The following is an 18,928-nucleotide window of genomic DNA, read 5'->3' as shown; positions in this document are numbered from 1 at the left end:
CTCAATAGGTTTGAATATGAAAGCTCAATTCTTTGCCGCTGTGGTCTGTTGTTCGATACTGACAGCGTGTGGTGGAGCGACAACAAATAATGCCTCGGGCACACTAGAGCACGAGCGGGTGTCACTTACAGCGCCAGTGAGTGAAGTAATCACAGATATTTTCGTCGCAGAGGGAAGTGTTGTAGAAAAAGGCGAGGTGATTGCCCAACTCGACCCCAGTAAAAAGCGGGCTGCGTTACAAAAAGCCGAAGCGGTTAAAGCGCAAGCAAAAGCGTATCTTGAACAATTGCAAAATGGTGAAAGACAAGAAGACGTTCTGGCAGCGAAGGCGCAATTAGCCCAAGTAAAAGCGACCTTGGCTGAGGCAAACAAACGGGTTAATCGACTACGGGATTTGGTTAAACAAACAATGGCCACTCAGGCTGATCTCGATAGCGCTATTCGCGACAGTGAGGTAGCACAAGCTAATGTGGAAGCGGCCGCTCAGTCTTTACTTAAATTGCAGCAAGGCACACGGTCAGAACTGGTGGCACAAGCGCAATTTGCCTATTCGGCCAGCGAAGCCGATTTAGCATTAGCGCAAACAGAGTTAGATGAATTGACCATAAAAGCGACCCGCACAGGCCGACTAGACGCACTGCCATTTGAAGTGGGTGAGCGTGTGGTGGCGAATACCACGGTTGCAATTATTCTGACCCAGTCTCCTTCCTTTGCGCGTATTTATGTACCCGAGCTGTACAAAGCAAAAATGACGCAAGGGCGTGAAGTCGAAGTGGCAATTGATGGCGTGACGCATTCTTTAACAGGTCGGGTGCGTTGGGTTTCCCATGATCCTGCTTTTACCCCCTATCGCACAATGAACGAAGCTGATCGCTCTCGATTAGTGTACTTGGCTGAAATTGATTTACCAGAGCAGGCGGACAATCTGGCAATAGGTATTCCTGTGCAAATGAATTTGGATCAGCTATGACGGCATTAGCGATAAGTGCGTCACACATTACCAAGAAATTTGGTGATTTTTGTGCCATTGACGATATTTCTCTGCACGTACCCAAAGGCCATATTTACGGCTTTTTGGGGCCAAACGGCTGCGGTAAATCGACTACCATTCGCGTGTTAACGGGTTTATTAACACCAACAGAAGGGGAAATTAAGGTGCTGGGCTACCAAATGCCCCGCGATGCAGAAAAACTACGCTTGAATATTGGTTATATGACGCAAAAGTTTTCGCTCTATGAAGACTTAACCGTGGAAGAAAACCTGCATTTTATGGGGCAAATATACGGAATGGAGCGCCCTGTATTACGTCAGCGTATTCAAGAACAACTCAGCACGTATGGTTTAGATAGCCTCAAGCGTCAGCGCGTCGGTGGGATGAGTGGTGGACAAAAGCAGCGATTGTCTCTGGCAGCCGCGACGATGAATAAACCCGAATTACTGTTTTTGGATGAACCTACCTCAGCAGTAGACCCTGAAAATCGACGAGATTTTTGGGAAAAGCTATTTGATTTGTCTGAGCAAGGCACGACGATCCTCGTAACAACCCATTACATGGACGAAGCTGAACGTTGTCACAAGCTCGCAATTATGGAAGCCGGACAAATACGCGCAGATGGCGCGCCAGAACAGTTAATGGCCGATATGGGTGTGCATATCATTGAAATAAAAGCGCCTGGCTTACGCGAGCTGAAACACAAGCTAACCGCTTTGCCAGAAGTGCGTTCCGCCGCGCAATTAGGCGTGCGCCTCAGGGTCTTGGTGTATAACTCAGTTACCGATCCAGAAGCGTTTATTCAACATGCTTGCCGAGAGCTGAAAGAGGTCGAAATCACCCGAGCGCGTCCAACTTTAGAAGACGTGTTTGTAAGTGTGACCGGAGAGGGGAGGCAATGAAAACCCTAGTGCGAATTCAAGCAATGACCTTTAAAGAAATCAGGCAATTGTCGAGAGATAGGCTGACGTTTGGCATGATTGTTATGATCCCGCTGATTCAGTTGCTGCTGTTCGGGTTTGCTATTAATACCAACGTGAGACACATACCTGTGGCAGTGGTTGATCAAAGCCATGACCAAACTGGGCGATTTATTATTGAGGCAGTGAAAGCCACACAGGTGATCACCTTTACGCAACGCTTCGCCACTCCAGATGAGGCGAAATCTGCCATACAAGCAGGCGAAGTCAGGGCCGCCTTATTTATTCCGGCCGATGTGAATCAGCGTTTATTGCAAGGGAAAACCTTAGGGCAGTGGATGGTCGATGGTACAGACAGCGTGATTGGCAATGCGATTAAAGGGCTACAAGGCTTGCCGTTTACGCTTAACAACAAGTTGAACAATGGTGTGCAAAGCTCAAGTGATACGCAGACCTTTGATGTGGCCCTTTACTATAACCCGAGCGGACGAACCGCGTTGAATATTGTGCCGGGTTTATTAGGGGTTATTCTGACCATGACAATGGTGCTATTTACCAGTATTGCGATTGTGCGCGAGCGAGAGCGCGGTAATTTAGAATTGTTGATCAATACACCCGTCAAACCCTTAGAGCTGATGATTGCCAAAATCATCCCCTATATTTTTGTCGGCTTGCTCCAAGTGGTGATTGTATTGGGGTTAGGTCATCTGTTATTTCACGTTCCTATTCAAGGCAGCTATCTCGATATTTTTATGGGATCACTGCTTTTTATTTCGGCGAGTTTAACCTTGGGATTGCTGATTTCAACGGTGGCACAAACCCAATTACAAGCGATGCAGATGACAATGTTTGTTTTGTTGCCGTCTATTTTGCTGTCTGGGTTTATGTTTCCTTACGACGGCATGCCAGTGGTCGCGCAGTATATTTCAGAAGCTTTTCCCGCTACGCATTTTATGCGTTTAATTCGAGGTTTGGTACTTCGTAGCTCCGACCTATTGGCGATGTGGCAAGACACGCTCTGGCTATTGGGTTTTACTGTATTGGGTATTCTGGTTGCCGCTAAACGCTTTACCAAGTCGCTGGATTAGCTGCCTAAAAGAGGTAAGCCTCGAGTTGTAGAGGCTTACCTACATAGGTGATTAACGCGTTAGCCGGTTGAGTTTTTACGGCGATGTTTGTGGGTAATTTCAAATAGCGTGGGTAAGACAAATAACGTCAGCAATGTTGACGTAATAATGCCGCCAATCACGACTGTAGCAAGCGGCCTCTGAACTTCAGCCCCTGTACCTGTATTCAGTGCCATAGGAATAAAACCTAAACTGGCTACCAGTGCAGTCATCATAACCGGCCGCAAGCGGGCAATAGCCCCTTCCACAACGGCATACCTTACACGGTTTTAATTTGACGCGTTGTTTTAAACCTACACTGCAAAGTGAAAACCAGAATCTGACAAGTATGACCGGAGATTAACGATAACCAGCAGTTGAGTCAATCCTCCGGTCATACTTGCCCAGTAGCTGGGTCGAATGTTGATGTTTAGGCTTTTACTGAGTCGTATACCACCACTTTTCGCCAAAGGTGAGCGCATTCCTCGACAAACTTTTGATGTACAGGATGAGTTTGATAGTTGTCTTGATCTTCTACGGTATCAAACAGCATGAGTTCAGATACTTGGTAAGAGCTGTCGATGACATCTCTTTGCTCTGTCGAAGCTGGCACACCCACGTGTAGAGCTTTAATTTGTGGAATGACAGCCAGTGATTGTAGCCCTGCGATTAACTTAGCTTTGTCTGACGCTGAGTCGGGGTTTTTCAGCCAAAAATAGACATTGTGAATAACAGGCGCCAGCGCTTTTTCGGCACTAGATGCTGATACTGGTAGGGTAGTGGCGGCACAAGCAGCCCCTGTGGCAGCGATAAATTGTCGGCGGTTCATAGACATAATCAGACCTTTGCAAGGTTAAAGTTTTTGCTAGCTTAGCAACTTATGCGCAGGAGATTGATTATTTTATATCTCAAATGCTGAACGATTTATTTATGTTTGATGATCGCGAGCCCACTGACTAGATGTTTTGCCTTCCTGGCAAAGCAGATGAAGGCAGTAGGCTGCTGTCATTACGTTGGCGAAGTTACGCGTTGGGTAGAGTACTAATTTGCGCAAGAATGCGCTTAAAGTGTTCACACCCTACTTCATTGGCGAGGTCGATATTGCGCTGCGGGATAGATTCGGGGTCGGGGTAATCTTCCAAAGCGCGGGTAATATCTGCTTCTCGGATAAGGTGAAAAACAGGGTAAGGGGCCCGGTTAGTGAAGTTACTTGGAGCACTTTCGTCTTCTCCACCAAAGGTGTAATCAGGGTGGAAGCTGGCCAGTTGATACACGCCGTCATATCCCCAACTTGCCATCATCTGCTGCGCTAAATCTAAAGCAAGTAAGTAGTCGTGAAAGTCTTTAAGACCATCGCTGAAAGTGAGTAAGGTGGTGGCCGTTTTGCTGTGAGTGTCGAGATGTTCGCACGCGTGCTTCACGGCAAGCACTACATCATCAAGCGCGTTTGCAGGCGAGACTTCTACACGAATACCATCGTTTCGTACAAATTTAGCAAAGGGGCAAAAGTCGTAATGGATAACCACTTGGTCTACCCACGCGAACATGTGTTTTTCGATCATAGCGGCACTGTGTGGGCATTGATTGCCTGAGTGTGCCGCCGATGGGGAAGTTTGCATTACCAAAATACTTACGAATGATACTTAACGTAAGCTTCAAGGGTATTTTCAATCAGGCTGGCAACCGTCATTGGGCCAACACCACCCGGAACAGGCGTGATCCAACCCGCTCTGTCTTTTGCAGCTTCGTAGTCAACGTCGCCACATAAGCTACCGTCAGACATTCTGTTAATACCCACATCAATAACTATGGCTCCTTTTTTTATCCAGTCGCCAGGAATAAAGTTAGGTTTACCTACCGCAACGACCAATAAATCTGCGCGGCTCACGTGTGCTTTTAAATCTTGAGTGAATTTGTGACAGGTTGTTGTGGTGCAGCCCGCCAACAATAATTCCAAAGACATTGGACGGCCAACAATATTTGAAGCACCCACAATCACAGCGTCTAAGCCTTTAACCGGGCGCTTAGTTGCTTCAATCATGGTCATAATGCCTTTAGGCGTACAAGGGCGTAGCGCTGGAATACGCTGAGCTAAGCGACCAATGTTATAAGGGTGAAAGCCATCCACATCTTTGTGCGGGTGAATTCGTTCGAGAATTTCTTCTGCGTTAAGTCCGGCTGGTAAAGGCAGTTGTACCAAAATGCCGTCTACTGTGGCATCGGCGTTAAGCTGGTCAATCAAATCTAGCAACTCTTGCTGTGACGTTGTTGCGGGCATGTCAAAAGAGCTGGAAACAAAACCAACTTCATCACAGGCTTTGCGTTTGTTAGCCACGTAGACTTCAGATGCGGGATCACTGCCAACTAATACTACGGCGAGGCCGGGCTTTCTTTTTCCCGCTTCAACCAAAGAATCTACATAAGAGGCGACGTGTTGGCGAACTTGCTTGGCAATTAATTTGCCGTCGATTAGATGAGCTGTCATATCGGAGTTTGATTCTGTACCAGATTGTTGAAAGTCATATTGTCCCATAAGTTCTCATATAAACCAAAGTAACAGGCGTCGAAAAGTATACACCTTTGTCAAAAAAACAGCAGATTGTGCGCTTTATGCGCGGTCGGAAAAAATGCTTGAAAAAGTATTTGACGGGGGTGGGGAAGGTGGGTAATATGCGCCCCCCGTAGCGGTAGTGAAGTTCACAACCTCTACACAGTCGGTGAGTGGCGCAGCTTGGTAGCGCACTTGGTTTGGGTCCAAGGGGTCGCAGGTTCAAATCCTGTCTCACCGACCACTTATTTGCTAATGCAGATTCGTCGAGCGCCCGTAGCTCAGCTGGATAGAGCAACGGCCTTCTAAGCCGTGGGTCGCAGGTTCGAATCCTGCCGGGCGCGCCATTTGAGTGGTGTACGGCAGTGATGTTAACTGCTCAGGATGGTAAAAGGCGAAATTGTGATATACTCGCTTAGCAAATAAAACCTCAGTGGTGGGCGTAGCTCAGTTGGTAGAGCCCCGGATTGTGATTCCGGTTGTCGTGGGTTCAAATCCCATCGTCCACCCCACTTGCGGAAGTGGTGGAATTGGTAGACACGCTGGATTTAGGTTCCAGTGCTTCACGGCGTGAGAGTTCAAGTCTCTCCTTCCGCACCATATTTTCAGTGTGTAACACTGTTATTAGATCGGTGAGTGGCGCAGCTTGGTAGCGCACTTGGTTTGGGTCCAAGGGGTCGCAGGTTCAAATCCTGTCTCACCGACCACTTTTCTGACTGAGAAGTAGTCGAAGTCATAAAAGGCTCCAACGAGCCAGAGAGATTATCTCTCTACAATGGTGGGCGTAGCTCAGTTGGTAGAGCCCCGGATTGTGATTCCGGTTGTCGTGGGTTCAAATCCCATCGTCCACCCCACTTTAAGCGGAAGTGGTGGAATTGGTAGACACGCTGGATTTAGGTTCCAGTGCTTCACGGCGTGAGAGTTCAAGTCTCTCCTTCCGCACCATCTTTTAAGAGCATATCGCTCTGTTTGTTATCCAAATTAGTTCATTCTTGCTGTAAAAATTCAAGCTATGGCCATAAATTCGCCGTTCGTGCAATTTTATGTCGTAATTATGCCTTGTCGGCCCGATTTTCTCTCGACTCTCTATATCTCAGACTGTATACTACCGCGTCTTTTTTTAACCGGCGCAATGTAAGCGCGTTGACACACGACCTCTGCCCGGGGGCATTGCCAATCAGTGGTACGACGGGAGAGGCCTGAGAATAATACGCACAAATAGCGTAAAGTTGAGGTAATACAATGCAAGTTTCAGTCGAGACGACCCAGGGTTTAGAACGCCGTCTTACTATCACTGTTCCTGCTGATTCAGTAGATGCAGTTGTTAAATCACGTCTACAACAGTTGTCAAAAACACAACGTATTAATGGTTTCCGTCCAGGCAAAGTTCCGGTTAAGGTTATCCAAAAGCGTTATGGTCAAGCTGTTCGTCAAGAAGTTGCTGGCGATGTAATGCAGCAAAACTTCTATCAAGCCATCATGCAGGAAAAGATTACACCTGCTGGCATGCCTTCTTTTGAACTAACTGAAGACAAAGAAGGCCAAGATTTGGTATTCGTTGCTTCATTCGAGGTTTACCCAGAAGTAGAAGTGAAAGGCGTTGACGAGCTAGAAGTTGAAAAGCCAGTGGTAGAAATCACTGACGAAGACCTAGCTGAAATGATGGAAACACTTCAGAAGCAACACGCTGAGTGGAAAGAAGTACGTCGTAAAGCTCGCAAAGACGACCGTGTAGTGATCAACTTTGTTGGTACTGTTGACGGTGAAGAGTTTGAAGGTGGCAAAGCTGAAGACTTCACACTTGAGCTTGGTAAAGGCCGCATGATCCCTGGCTTCGAAGAGCCGCTAGTTGGCGCGAAGAAAGGCGATGAAGTAACAGTTGATGTGACTTTCCCAGAAGATTACCACGCAGAAGCGTTGAAAGGTAAAGCCGCGCAGTTCGCAGTTACTGTGAACAAAGTTGAAGGTCAAAAACTACCAGAAGTTGACGAAGAGTTTGCTAAACTGTTCGGTGTAGAAGAAGGTGGTGTTGACGCACTTAAAGCTGAAGTTCAAAAGAACATGCAGCGCGAGCTAGACCAAACGTTGAAAGCGCAAACTAAAGAGAACGTGATTGCTGCACTTCTTGAGAAAAACGAAATCGATCTACCTCAAGCGTTGATCGACCAAGAAGTTAACGCACTACGTGAACAAGCTAAACAGCGTTTCAGCCAACAGGGCGGTGGTGATAACCTTCCTGAACTTCCAGCTGAATTGTTCACTGACAATGCGAAGCGTCGTGTTACTATTGGTTTACTACTTGGTGAAATCATCAAAGTTAACGAACTGAAAGTTGACGAAGCAAAAGTTGATGCATTGATCGAATCAATGGCTTCAGCGTATGAAGATCCAAGTGAAGTTGTTGAGTACTACAAAGGTAACCAAGAACTTATGCAACAAATGAACAATGTTGCACTTGAAGAGCAAGCCATTGAGTGGGTGCTTGAAAAAGCCAAAACTCAAGAAGTGAGCAAGAAATTTGATGAGGTTATGAACAAACAGGCCTAATTTTTACGGCTCTGATTGACTTAACCTGTCAGCAACTGCTTAAATGCTCGGAAGACTCCGAGCATTTTTGTTTTTAAAGTAGGCATAATAACGAGCTATGATGAATAACCCATTCGATCCTCAAAATGCACTCGTCCCTATGGTTGTTGAACAAACCGCCAAAGGTGAACGTTCTTTCGATATCTACTCTCGCCTGTTAAAAGAAAACGTGATTTTTCTTGTTGGTCAGGTAGAAGACCACATGGCAAACCTCATCGTTGCGCAGATGTTATTCCTAGAAGCAGAAAACCCAGAGAAAGATATCTTTTTGTATATCAACTCTCCAGGCGGTTCTGTGACTGCTGGTATGGCAATTTACGACACCATGAACTTCATCAAGCCAGACGTAAGCACAGTGTGTATTGGTCAAGCGGCGAGCATGGGGGCATTTTTGCTATCAGCCGGCGCGAAGGGCAAGCGTTATTGCTTACCAAACTCTCGCGTCATGATTCACCAACCTCTCGGTGGTTTCCAAGGTCAGGCTTCTGATTTTGAAATTCACGCGAAAGAAATTCTGTCTATTAAAGAGAAGCTAAACCGTTTAATGGCAGATCATACAGGCCAGGACTACGAAAAAGTTGCCCGTGATACTGATCGCGACAACTTCCTGAGTGCAACTGAAGCCAAGGATTATGGTCTTATTGACCAGGTACTGACAAATCGAACTGACGTCACTGCAAAATAAGTAGTAGAGTTAGATCAAATCCCGAATGTGGTAATTATGTGTATAATAATATTCGGGCTAGGTAGAGGCAGATAGCTATGAGCGATAAACAGAACAGCGACGGTGACAATAAATTACTGTACTGCTCGTTTTGTGGCAAAAGCCAACATGAAGTGCGCAAGTTAATTGCAGGGCCTTCTGTATTCATCTGTGATGAATGCGTGGAGCTTTGTAATGACATCATCCGCGAAGAAATTAAAGAGATTGCACCAAAGCAAAAGCAAGACGCTTTGCCAAAACCGCAAGAAATCCATTCTCATTTGGATGACTATGTGATTGGCCAAGAACATGCGAAAAAGGTGTTGTCTGTAGCCGTGTATAACCATTATAAGCGCTTGCGCAATGGTGACGTTCACGATGGCGTTGAATTAGGCAAGAGTAACATCTTGTTAATCGGCCCAACGGGTAGCGGTAAGACGTTGTTAGCAGAAACGCTAGCACGTTTATTGGATGTGCCTTTCACAATGGCTGATGCCACCACACTGACCGAAGCGGGTTACGTGGGTGAAGACGTAGAAAACATTATTCAAAAACTGTTGCAGAAGTGCGATTACGATGTGGAAAAAGCCCAGCGCGGTATTGTCTACATCGATGAAATCGATAAGATTTCACGTAAATCTGATAACCCTTCCATCACGCGTGACGTGTCTGGTGAAGGTGTACAGCAAGCGTTGTTGAAATTGATTGAGGGCACTGTTGCTTCCGTGCCTCCACAAGGTGGTCGTAAGCATCCGCAGCAAGAATTCTTGCAAGTGGACACGTCAAAGATCTTGTTTATCTGTGGCGGTGCTTTTGCCGGCTTGGATAAAGTTATCGAACAACGCGCTAACACTGGCACCGGCATGGGCTTTGGCGCGGAAGTGAAGTCGAACAACAATAAGCAAGCGATTAGCGAATTGTTCCGTCAGGTAGAACCTGAAGACTTAGTGAAGTATGGACTAATTCCCGAGTTCATCGGCCGTTTGCCGGTTGTGACGAGCTTGGAAGAGTTAAGTGAAGATGCGTTAATTCAGATCTTAAAAGAACCGAAGAACGCAATCACAAAACAATATGCAGCCTTGTTTGAGATGGAAGAGACAGAGCTTGAGTTCCGTGATGACGCATTGCACGCTATTGCGCGCAAAGCGATGCAACGGAAAACCGGCGCGCGTGGTTTGCGTTCAATCGTAGAAGCCGTACTGCTCGATACCATGTACGAACTACCGTCAATGGATGACGTAAACAAAGTGGTGATTGACGAAACCGTGATAAAAGGTGAGTCCAAGCCCATTTTGATTTACGGCAGTAGCGAGAAAAAAGCCGCTGCGGAATAATACGAAAAACCCTGAACTTGTTTCAGGGTTTTTTTTGCTCTTTTATTTACTGGTTGGTCAGAACAATCCCAGAGAAAACGGGACAGTTGCACAGCGGTAGCGATTTTTGCTTTACAACACTATGCTCTACCTGTTTTTATGTAAATCATACAATCTTGCATGATTGATAATTCAGGGAATTGAACTTTGTAAGCCCATCCCCATATAAACTCACATTGATGATAAAAATTAGAGAAGCAGTATGACAACAGAGCGAGAAGATCGCATTGAATTGCCCGTATTGGCACTGAGAGATGTGGTGGTATATCCACATATGGTCATACCCTTATTTGTGGGTCGCGAAAAATCTATTCGCTGTTTAGAAGCGGCGATGGAGAATGACAAGCAGATTTTTCTAGCGGCGCAGAAAGACGCGGGTGTAGATGAACCAGCAACCGATGAAATTTACAGTGTAGGCACCATTGCGACTATTCTGCAATTGCTCAAATTACCTGATGGCACCGTTAAAGTGTTGGTGGAAGGTAATGTGCGTGCACAAGTGGCCGACTACTCTCAAGTCGAGCCTTATTTTACGGCTCACGTCGACCGTATTGAAGATGACGAACTGCCAGAATCTGAACACGAAGTTTTGATCCGTTCAGCCGTGTCGCAGTTTGAAGGCTATGTCAAACTCAACAAAAAGATCCCTCCAGAGGTGCTCACTTCGTTAAACGGTATCGAAGATGCTGCGCGTTTGGCCGACACTATGGCGGCACACATGCCGTTAAAGCTGGCTGAAAAGCAAAAAGTCCTTGAGATGAAGGGCATTAACGAGCGTCTTGAATATCTGATGGCTCTGATGGAAGGCGAAATCGATTTGCTACAGGTGGAGAAGAAAATTCGCACCCGTGTGAAAAAGCAGATGGAGAAAAGTCAGCGCGAATACTATTTGAATGAGCAAATGAAAGCCATTCAAAAAGAGCTGGGTGAGTTAGACGAAGCCCCCGACGAATTTGAAGCGTTAACCAAAAAAATCGAAGAAGCTAAAATGCCTGCCGAGGCTGAAGAAAAAGCCAAGGCAGAACTACAAAAGCTGAAAATGATGTCACCGATGTCGGCAGAAGCCACGGTAGTGCGTAGCTACATCGATTGGTTGACTAGCGTGCCTTGGCACAAGCGCTCGGCAGTGAAGAAGAACTTGGCGCTTGCAGAAGAAATTCTTGATGCTGACCACTATGGTTTGGATAAAGTAAAAGAACGTATTCTTGAATACCTTGCCGTTCAGCAGCGTGTACGCAAGCTAAAAGGGCCTATCCTGTGCTTAGTTGGTCCTCCCGGTGTGGGTAAAACGTCGTTAGGGCGCTCAATTGCCAAAGCAACAGGGCGGAAATACGTGCGTATGGCTCTTGGTGGTGTAAGAGACGAAGCTGAAATTCGAGGCCACCGCCGTACCTATATTGGTTCTATGCCGGGTAAGCTTATCCAGCAAATGTCGAAAGTAAAAGTGAAGAACCCATTGTTCTTGCTTGATGAGATCGACAAGATGTCTTCGGATATGCGTGGAGACCCAGCGTCGGCTTTACTTGAAGTGCTCGACCCAGAACAAAATAACAGTTTCAGTGACCACTATCTAGAAGTGGATTACGACCTATCTGATGTGATGTTTGTTGCTACATCAAATAGCATGAATATTCCCGGACCTTTGTTAGACCGTATGGAAGTGATTCGCTTGTCGGGTTACACCGAAGACGAAAAACTGAATATTGCTGTGCAGCATTTGTTGAGTAAACAAATGGAGCGCAATGGTCTAAAAGAGAAAGAGTTAGAGCTAAAAGAGTCCGCCATTATTGGCATGATTCGTTATTACACCCGCGAAGCTGGTGTGCGTAGTCTAGAGCGTGAAATTTCAAAAGTATGCCGTAAAGCGGTAAAAGAAATTTTGCTCAACAAAGACGTGAAGAAAGTGGTTGTTGATGAAAACAACCTGAAAGACTATCTTGGCGTGCAGCGTTTCGACTACGGTAAAGCAGACAAGAACAATCAAATTGGTCAAGTAACAGGTTTGGCTTGGACTCAAGTTGGCGGTGATTTACTCACAATAGAAACCACCTCTGTACCTGGTAAAGGTAAGATGACCTCAACCGGTTCGTTAGGTGATGTGATGCAAGAGTCAATTCACGCCGCGATGACCGTTGTGAGAAGCCGTGCCGAAAAACTGCGCATTAATGCAGATTTTTACGAGAAGCGTGACATTCACGTGCACGTACCTGAAGGTGCAACGCCAAAAGATGGCCCAAGTGCGGGTATTGGTATGTGCACCGCGCTAGTGTCTTGTTTGACTGGTAACCCAGTGAAGTGTGACGTGGCGATGACCGGCGAAATTACGCTGCGCGGTGAAGTGTTAGCAATTGGTGGCTTAAAAGAAAAGTTACTCGCGGCCCATCGCGGTGGAATTAAAACTGTAGTTATCCCTAAAGATAACGAGCGAGATTTGGAAGAAATTCCCGATAACGTGAAGCAGGATTTAGCGATTCATCCAGTGCAGTGGATAGATGAAGTGCTCGATATTGCACTTCAAGAGCCTGTTGAATCATTCCAAGTAGTAAAACCTGATTAATAAAACTTCGCCAAAGCCTTGTGCCATAAGCGGTTCAGAGAACTAATTATGGCATTTTGGTTGGCTTTTGTTTAAAAACTGTTCAACCTTGCGCTTAAATCTCATTTTTTTTGATTTTAGGGCTTTCAAGACGAAAAAGTTATGTTACCTTTACGAGGTATTCGCGTGAAGCCTTGTCACTAAAGGGATGCAGCGATTCAATAACAAGTTAATTAATTGTAAAGCTTTGCTTGATGTTAAGAATCAAGCTTGTTATAAACGTCTAAGCAATGAATTATTGTTTTGCGGACAAGACAATATAATAACAACCGAAGGGGATCATAATTGTGAACAAGTCTCAACTTATCGACAAAATCGCTGCTGGTGCAGACATTTCTAAAGCTGCCGCTGGCCGTGCATTGGATTCTTTCACAGACGCAGTAACTGAAGCGTTGAAAGACGGCGATCAAGTTGCACTAGTTGGTTTCGGTACTTTTTCTGTAAGAGAGCGTTCAGCTCGTAGTGGTCGTAACCCACAAACTGGTGAGACTATTGAAATCGCAGCTGCAAAAGTACCTTCTTTCAAAGCTGGTAAAGCACTGAAAGACGCTTGCAACTAAGATTGCGTTTGATTTAGAAAAAGGCGATGGTTATCCATCGCCTTTTTTATTGCTACAAGCGAATTACCTATCAAAGACGGCGCAAGAGCATTCTATCTCTTGAATGATTACGCTATAATCACGCCTTATTTTTGCCAGCCTCATGCGGTCATCAAAAAACACCTTCAAGGTACAACGATAAAAGCTGTAACGGTGGGCAAAGTTGTTTAGCAACGGAGTTGAAATTTAATCATGCTAGAAAGAATCAGAGAGGGTTCTCAAGGCCCTTGGGCAATGGTTATCATCGCCCTGATCGTACTGAGCTTTGTATTTGCAGGTGTTAACAGTTATATCTCAGGGTCGGGTGCCACGGCTGCAGCGGTAGTCAATGGCGAAGAAGTGAGTCAACAAGATTTAGATCGCGCTTATCAAAGTCAGCGTGCTCGTATGGAATCTCAGTACGGTGAAGGCATATCTGCTTTGTTTTCTGATGAAAACTACCTACGCGATTTCCGTCGAAGCGTACTCGATCGTCTCATCGGCGACACGCTTATCGAGCAAAAAGCCCGTGAACTGGGTTTACGTGTAAGCGACAAGCAAGTGCGTGACACCATCGTACAAATGCCAGAGTTTCAAACCGATGGTCAATTTGATAATGACCGTTACAAGATGTTGTTGCGTCAAAATGGTTTTCAGCCTGCTGATTTCAGTCAATACCTTCGTGTACAAATGACAAAAGAACAGTTGTCACGCGCACTAACAGCAAGTGATTTCACGCTAGATAGCGAAATTCAACTGGCGAGTGATTTACAACAGCAAACACGTGACGCGGAATATTTGATTATCGATTCAGCGCCTTTCAACAGCGAAGTTGAAGTGACCGACGCTGACATCGAAAGTTACTACCAATCAAACTTGTCTATGTTCGACACGCAAGAGTTGGTTAAAGTGGCTTATGTTGAGTTAACCGTAGACTCGTTAAAAGATGACGTAACGGTAACCGACAAAGACGTAGCCGCCTTCTATGAAGACAATAAAGCGATTTACACCACTCAAGAAGAGCGTCGTGTTTCTCACATTCTTGTTGAATTTGGTGATGACGAAGCTGCCGCAAAAGCGAAAGCCGAAGCGTTACTTGCGCAAATTAAAGACGGTGCTGATTTCGCCGAGCTAGCTAAAGCCGAATCTGCAGATACTTTTTCTGCGGAAAATGGCGGTGACTTAGAATTTATTTCTCATGACATGATGGACCCCGCATTTGATGAAGCGGCGTTTGCATTGGCGTCGGTTGGTGATGTGTCAGAGGTTGTTCGTTCTGATTTTGGTTTCCATATCATCAAAATGACAGATATTAAGCCTGAGTCTCAAACACCGCTTGCCGAAGTGGCTGCTGAGATTAAAGCACAGTTGATCACTGAGAAAGCCACCGACTTGTTCTTCGAGCAACAAAACACAATGGCGCAAATTGCCTTTGAAGTGCCTGATACATTGCAAGATGTAGCCGGAGCAATCGACGGTGAAGTAAAAGAAACCACCATGTTCTCTCGCAACGATGTTCCTGCGAATGTCGATGTGCCAGATTTAGTAAATGCGGTATTTTCGCCTGAGCTAATCGAAGAAGGCTTAAATAGCGAATTAATTGAAGATGGTAACGAGCGTGTGATTGTTGCTCGTGTTATTGACCATGAGCCTCAGCGCACTAAAGCGTTAGATGAAGTGCGTGAAAGTATCACCGCAAGATTGCGTGCTGAAAAGGCACAAGACGCTGCTGACGCTTGGGCACAGAGCTTAATTGCGAAGATTGAGTCTGGCGAAGATGTCACTGCTATTCTTGCTGAAAAGCAACTAGCGTGGGAAAAAGCAGAAGCGGTTGGCCGCTCTGGTAGCACATTGCCACGTAGCTTGGTTACTAGCTTGTTCCGTTTAGGTACAGATACAGGTAACAATATGGAAGTGAGCACGCTTTCAACTGGCGATGTGGGTATTGTTAAGCTAGTTAAGGTTAATCAAGCTGAAGCGCTAGATGAGTCTACGCTGGCGATGTTGCGTCAACAGCTGACATCTATGAATAGTCAGACGACTTATGAAGCATACGTTGCAGCATTGCGTGCTGATGCAGAGGTAAAGATTAACGGTTTGTGATAGTTAATCTCTGATATTCTTTGCTAAAACCCTGAACTTTGTTCAGGGTTTTTTTTCGTTTGTCAGTGAGTCAATGCCATCATTACAGTGAAAAAGCCGCCTAAGACAACAGAGAAAATTAAGATATATAAAAAACCTTGTTTGCCTTGTGCTAACGAGTAGTTGTTTACTTTTAAGTAAATTAACCACACTAAAAACAGGATCAATGGGAGAAAAACAATGACTCTTAACATAACGGTTATTCTTTGATTTATTGTTAGATCCTATACTAAATTGTTTCCTCCTTTGATCAACAGTACTGTCACCAATTTGTCGTAAAGCTGTTATCTATTTGTCACTCATACTTGATGCAATACCCCGTGATTGTGAGCTTCTATGAGATACAAAAATGCTACAGCGACAACCTTTCTTACGCCAGACACCGGGTCGTAGCCTCGCTCATGCGCAAGTACTTATGGCACGCGCATCTATAACGCCTCATGACGCAGGTTGTCAGGCTTATCTCATTCATCGCCTAAATAAACTGGGTTTTGAATGTGAGCAATTTCGTCTTTCTGGGGTAACTAACCTGATCGCGAAATGGGGGCGAGGCAATCGCCATTTTGCCTTTGCTGGACACACCGATGTAGTGCCACCAGGCCCTCTTGAATACTGGCATTCAGACCCGTTTTGTCCGTTAGTCGACAGTAATCGGCTCATTGGTCGGGGAGCGGCAGATATGAAAACGGGCATTGCCGCGATGCTTGCAGCTTGCGAACGTGTCTTACCCTTGTATCGAGCAGATAAACACACAATATGGTGGTTGATTACCAGCGATGAAGAGGGAGAGGCTGAATACGGCACCAAGGCGATAAAACAGCGTCTTGATGCGCAGTTGGTACAACTCGATATGTGCTTAGTGGGTGAGCCAACGGCTTCTCATTATACGGGCGATACGATTAAAGTTGGTCGAAGAGGTTCATTGTCGGGCAGTATTCTGGTAACCGGAAAGCAAGGGCATGTGGCTTACCCACACAGTTGCGACAACGCGCTGCATCAAGTGGGCCGCATTATCCAAGTACTGACGACTACCAAGTTTGATGCCGGCAGCGAGGATTTTCCCGGTACGAGTTTACAAGTCACCCATGTGGATAGTGGCCGTTTTACTGACAATCTGGTGCCAGGTAAAGCCGTGATCCAATTTAACGTGCGTTACTCTCATGCCTTTGATGAAATGTCGTTGAAAGCGTTGCTCAAAGCGCGTATTGAAGGTGAAGTATCAACCGCTGTAGTCGAGTGGTTACGGCCTTGTGAGGCCTATGTCAGTCGTCCTAGAGACAACCATTGCCTGATCCATACTGCAGAACAAGCAATTCATCGCGCAACTGGACGATACCCTGTACTGAGTACGTCGGGTGGGACATCAGATGGTCGATTCCTCGCCAGTGCGCAAACCCAAGTGATTGAGCTTGGTGTACCTAATACGCATATTCACCAAGCGAACGAAGCTATTTATCTTTCTGATTTGTTCACACTAGAAGACATTTATACCGATATTCTGCATCAACGGTTAAATAGCCATTAAATACTGAGTATAAAAAGGCCCCGGCTCAAGATGAGTCGGGGCCAATATATACGCGTGTAAAGTGGATTACGCCGAAGCTTTTAATGGCGTTTGCATGTAGCGTTTACGTTTTTTCGGCAAGAGCTTTTCGGTATCCACAACTACCAAACCGTCAATGCAGTCTGCAAAATCAGGGTCGACATTAAAGTCTAAGAAAGACACACCGTCGAGTTCACATACTTCGCAATACTGTTTGTAAAGCGTGGGAACATTCACTCCCATATTCGCCATTAAATGCTTGAGTTGAGTGAACTCTTTTTTGTAATCCTCACCTTTAAAATCAGCGAGTGGCGTCTCGTCACATACGAAAGGTAACTTAGCTGACGCGGCGCCAAATTTTTGTGGGAAGTGGGTTTTATAAAAGTTTACCAATAAGTGCTTTGCGCGCTGGGGGTAGCTGTTACTGATGCTAACAGCACCAAATAAGTAGCGGTACTTTGGGTAGCGGGTCAGAAAGGCGCCAATACCAAACCAAAGGTAGTCTAAGCTGCGCTTTCCCCAATAGCGTGGTTGAACGAAACTTCTTCCTAGTTCAAGTCCCTCAGCAAATAGCGCGGCATTGGCCTCTTTGTCATAGTCAAACAGGGTGGCGGAATACAAACCCGTAGGATGATTTGCTTGTGTTAATATCTCCGCGTCGCCAAATCGGTATGCACCGACAATTTCTAAGTCGTTTTCGTCCCACAACACTAGGTGGTAATAATGGCTATCGTACTGATCGATATCTCGGCGGCGCAGGGTTCCTTCGCCCACAGCGCGAAAGGCGATTTCTCTAAGGCGGCCAATTTCACGCATGATGGTAGAGCTGCCTTTGTGCTGGTATAGGTAAATTTGCTTGCCGTCTGAGGTTTCGCCCAATAGTTCGCATTGATGTTTGATAGCGCGGCACAGCTCTTTTCTATCTTCGGGCAATGCAACGGGAGACTGGGTTGAAAAAATGCCTTTTTTGTTGTGACCAATGCGATACAGGTGGCGTTTGAATAGCTTAACTTGATCAGGTAAGGGAATAGACATCGCTTGATAAGCCGAATAGGGAATTAGCTCGCCAATACGCATGGGAAGGTGTTTACGGCGCTGTTTAAACATTTCTTTTACTAGCAATGCCGTTGCTAAAGGCTTGTAAACCATAGATACGCCATAAAACAACGGCGAATTTTTGGCATCAATAAACACGGGGAGAATAGGGGCTTTGGCTTGTCTTGCAATACGCAGAAAGCCACTGTGCCAGCGTGTATCGCGCACCCCTTCTGGACGTAATCGCGACACTTCTCCTGCCGGAAAAATCAACACTGCACCTTCGGCGTGAAGGTGTTTTTGTATGTTGGCCAAATGCTGTTTAGGTGTGCCTCCCTGCATATTGTTGACGGGCAATAACATGTCGTTGAGTGGCTTGATTGCCATCAGCATTTGATTGGCGACCACTTTTAAGTCGTGTCGAATTTCACTGACTAGCTTGATCAGGGCTAATGCATCTAGCGAACCAATGGGGTGATTAGCAATGATGACCACTGGTCCTTCTGAAGGAATGCGTTCACGTTCAATGTCTCTAATCGAGTAACTCACGTTAAAGTACTCGAGGACTTGTTCGACAAAATCAATATCGTGGTAGTGTGGATAGGTCTCACCAAACTCCATGATTTCTCGTTCGTGAAGTAAGTGTCGCAGAACGAACTGCAGTGATTTACTCAACAGTGGGTGTTTGGCAACTTGTGGGTAATGTTGGTTGAGAACATCTTCGACTGTAAACATGGCTATTCCCGTTTTTTAGCGCACAATAGCAACTCAATGTGACGCTTTTCGCACACATTTGTGTCATTTATC

Annotated in this window: 14 protein-coding genes, 7 tRNA genes and 1 pseudogene; 17 read left to right on the top strand and 5 right to left on the bottom strand. The window is 45.8% G+C overall.

From position 1 onward, the window contains the following. The first annotated feature begins 16 nt into the window (after nt 1-16). Genes ACXAH6_RS09015 through ACXAH6_RS09005 form a run of 3 tightly spaced genes read left to right on the top strand, consistent with a single transcriptional unit; the run spans nt 17 to nt 2,999 of the window. Nucleotides 17-970, top strand: a complete 954-nt coding sequence (locus ACXAH6_RS09015; protein WP_474876326.1) for an HlyD family secretion protein — start codon at nt 17-19, stop codon at nt 968-970. Further along, entirely contained in the window at nt 967-1,893 is a 927-nt protein-coding gene (locus ACXAH6_RS09010) for an ABC transporter ATP-binding protein (RefSeq protein WP_474876325.1), read from the top strand. Before ACXAH6_RS09015 ends, ACXAH6_RS09010 begins: the two co-directional genes overlap by 4 nt. Then, nucleotides 1,890-2,999, top strand: a complete 1,110-nt coding sequence (locus ACXAH6_RS09005; RefSeq protein WP_474876324.1) for an ABC transporter permease — start codon at nt 1,890-1,892, stop codon at nt 2,997-2,999. Before ACXAH6_RS09010 ends, ACXAH6_RS09005 begins: the two co-directional genes overlap by 4 nt. 59 nt (nt 3,000-3,058) lie before the next feature. Here ACXAH6_RS09005 and ACXAH6_RS09000 read toward each other — a convergent pair. The 4 genes and pseudogenes from ACXAH6_RS09000 to folD all read right to left on the bottom strand — a co-directional run. Further along, a pseudogene (locus ACXAH6_RS09000) lies at nt 3,059-3,292 on the bottom strand (efflux RND transporter permease subunit); the annotation flags it as partial. A gap of 155 nt (nt 3,293-3,447) precedes the next feature. Next, nucleotides 3,448-3,852 carry a Dabb family protein gene (locus ACXAH6_RS08995; RefSeq protein ID WP_474876323.1) on the bottom strand — a complete coding sequence of 135 codons (405 nt, stop codon included), beginning with the start codon at nt 3,850-3,852 and terminating at the stop codon, nt 3,448-3,450. 187 nt (nt 3,853-4,039) lie between these two features. Further along, entirely contained in the window at nt 4,040-4,636 is a 597-nt protein-coding gene (locus tag ACXAH6_RS08990) for a DUF1415 domain-containing protein (RefSeq protein ID WP_474876322.1), read from the bottom strand. Nucleotides 4,637-4,647: 11 nt separating this feature from the next. Next, on the bottom strand, nt 4,648-5,502 hold the full coding sequence (gene folD, locus ACXAH6_RS08985; protein ID WP_474876426.1) for a bifunctional methylenetetrahydrofolate dehydrogenase/methenyltetrahydrofolate cyclohydrolase FolD: 855 nt from the start codon (nt 5,500-5,502) through the stop codon (nt 4,648-4,650). A gap of 230 nt (nt 5,503-5,732) precedes the next feature. Here folD and ACXAH6_RS08980 point away from each other — a divergent pair. The 14 genes from ACXAH6_RS08980 to dapE all read left to right on the top strand — a co-directional run bounded on the left by ACXAH6_RS08980 (nt 5,733) and on the right by dapE (nt 17,068). Beyond that, nucleotides 5,733-5,809: transfer RNA gene (locus ACXAH6_RS08980), tRNA-Pro, on the top strand. 26 nt (nt 5,810-5,835) lie between these two features. Next, nucleotides 5,836-5,912: transfer RNA gene (locus ACXAH6_RS08975), tRNA-Arg, on the top strand. Between the two features lie 89 nt (nt 5,913-6,001). After that, a tRNA-His gene (locus ACXAH6_RS08970) sits at nt 6,002-6,077 on the top strand. 3 nt (nt 6,078-6,080) lie between these two features. After that, a tRNA-Leu gene (locus ACXAH6_RS08965) sits at nt 6,081-6,165 on the top strand. A 30-nt stretch (nt 6,166-6,195) separates the two neighbouring features. Next, nucleotides 6,196-6,272, top strand: a tRNA-Pro gene (locus tag ACXAH6_RS08960). Between the two features lie 71 nt (nt 6,273-6,343). After that, nucleotides 6,344-6,419: transfer RNA gene (locus ACXAH6_RS08955), tRNA-His, on the top strand. A 6-nt stretch (nt 6,420-6,425) separates the two neighbouring features. After that, nucleotides 6,426-6,510: transfer RNA gene (locus tag ACXAH6_RS08950), tRNA-Leu, on the top strand. Nucleotides 6,511-6,807: 297 nt separating this feature from the next. Further along, nucleotides 6,808-8,112 carry a trigger factor gene (gene tig / locus ACXAH6_RS08945; protein ID WP_474876321.1) on the top strand — a complete coding sequence of 435 codons (1,305 nt, stop codon included), beginning with the start codon at nt 6,808-6,810 and terminating at the stop codon, nt 8,110-8,112. A 97-nt stretch (nt 8,113-8,209) separates the two neighbouring features. Further along, nucleotides 8,210-8,836, top strand: coding sequence for an ATP-dependent Clp endopeptidase proteolytic subunit ClpP (clpP, locus tag ACXAH6_RS08940; protein WP_474876320.1), 627 nt, complete (start codon nt 8,210-8,212; stop codon nt 8,834-8,836). A 77-nt stretch (nt 8,837-8,913) separates the two neighbouring features. After that, nucleotides 8,914-10,188 (top strand): ATP-dependent protease ATP-binding subunit ClpX, encoded by a 1,275-nt coding sequence (gene clpX / locus ACXAH6_RS08935; protein WP_474876319.1) that lies wholly within the window; start codon nt 8,914-8,916, stop codon nt 10,186-10,188. A gap of 241 nt (nt 10,189-10,429) precedes the next feature. Further along, entirely contained in the window at nt 10,430-12,784 is a 2,355-nt protein-coding gene (gene lon, locus ACXAH6_RS08930; RefSeq protein ID WP_474876318.1) for an endopeptidase La, read from the top strand. Between the two features lie 326 nt (nt 12,785-13,110). After that, the gene (gene hupB / locus ACXAH6_RS08925) at nt 13,111-13,383 is read left to right on the top strand and encodes a nucleoid-associated protein HU-beta (RefSeq protein WP_474876317.1); all 273 of its coding nucleotides are present in this window, start codon (nt 13,111-13,113) and stop codon (nt 13,381-13,383) included. A 231-nt stretch (nt 13,384-13,614) separates the two neighbouring features. Further along, nucleotides 13,615-15,504: a SurA N-terminal domain-containing protein gene (locus ACXAH6_RS08920; protein WP_474876316.1), complete on the top strand. Its 1,890-nt coding sequence runs from the start codon at nt 13,615-13,617 to the stop codon at nt 15,502-15,504. A 388-nt stretch (nt 15,505-15,892) separates the two neighbouring features. Continuing rightward, on the top strand, nt 15,893-17,068 hold the full coding sequence (dapE, locus tag ACXAH6_RS08915) for a succinyl-diaminopimelate desuccinylase (protein ID WP_474876315.1): 1,176 nt from the start codon (nt 15,893-15,895) through the stop codon (nt 17,066-17,068). Between the two features lie 66 nt (nt 17,069-17,134). On the opposite strand, the gene olsF is transcribed toward dapE, so the two are convergent. Beyond that, nucleotides 17,135-18,856 carry a bifunctional ornithine lipid synthase OlsF gene (olsF, locus tag ACXAH6_RS08910; protein WP_474876314.1) on the bottom strand — a complete coding sequence of 574 codons (1,722 nt, stop codon included), beginning with the start codon at nt 18,854-18,856 and terminating at the stop codon, nt 17,135-17,137. Between the last annotated feature and the right edge of the window lie 72 nt (nt 18,857-18,928).

The sequence above is a fragment of the Alteromonas sp. ABE4_545 genome, from assembly GCF_056161325.1.
This window is presented reverse-complemented; position numbering and strand designations above follow the sequence as displayed.

Bases quoted from the DNA above. Each gene is read 5' to 3' on its own strand.
- ACXAH6_RS09015 (WP_474876326.1), top strand. From the start codon at position 17: ATGAAAGCTCAATTCTTTGCCGCTGTGGTCTGTTGTTCGATACTGACA.
- ACXAH6_RS08995 (WP_474876323.1), bottom strand. From the start codon at position 3,852: ATGTCTATGAACCGCCGACAATTTATCGCTGCCACAGGGGCTGCTTGT.
- ACXAH6_RS09005 (WP_474876324.1), top strand. From the start codon at position 1,890: ATGAAAACCCTAGTGCGAATTCAAGCAATGACCTTTAAAGAAATCAGG.
- folD (WP_474876426.1), bottom strand. From the start codon at position 5,502: ATGACAGCTCATCTAATCGACGGCAAATTAATTGCCAAGCAAGTTCGC.
- clpX (WP_474876319.1), top strand. From the start codon at position 8,914: ATGAGCGATAAACAGAACAGCGACGGTGACAATAAATTACTGTACTGC.
- olsF (WP_474876314.1), bottom strand. From the start codon at position 18,856: ATGTTTACAGTCGAAGATGTTCTCAACCAACATTACCCACAAGTTGCC.
- dapE (WP_474876315.1), top strand. From the start codon at position 15,893: ATGCTACAGCGACAACCTTTCTTACGCCAGACACCGGGTCGTAGCCTC.
- clpP (WP_474876320.1), top strand. From the start codon at position 8,210: ATGATGAATAACCCATTCGATCCTCAAAATGCACTCGTCCCTATGGTT.
- ACXAH6_RS08990 (WP_474876322.1), bottom strand. From the start codon at position 4,636: ATGCAAACTTCCCCATCGGCGGCACACTCAGGCAATCAATGCCCACAC.
- ACXAH6_RS09010 (WP_474876325.1), top strand. From the start codon at position 967: ATGACGGCATTAGCGATAAGTGCGTCACACATTACCAAGAAATTTGGT.
- lon (WP_474876318.1), top strand. From the start codon at position 10,430: ATGACAACAGAGCGAGAAGATCGCATTGAATTGCCCGTATTGGCACTG.
- ACXAH6_RS08920 (WP_474876316.1), top strand. From the start codon at position 13,615: ATGCTAGAAAGAATCAGAGAGGGTTCTCAAGGCCCTTGGGCAATGGTT.
- tig (WP_474876321.1), top strand. From the start codon at position 6,808: ATGCAAGTTTCAGTCGAGACGACCCAGGGTTTAGAACGCCGTCTTACT.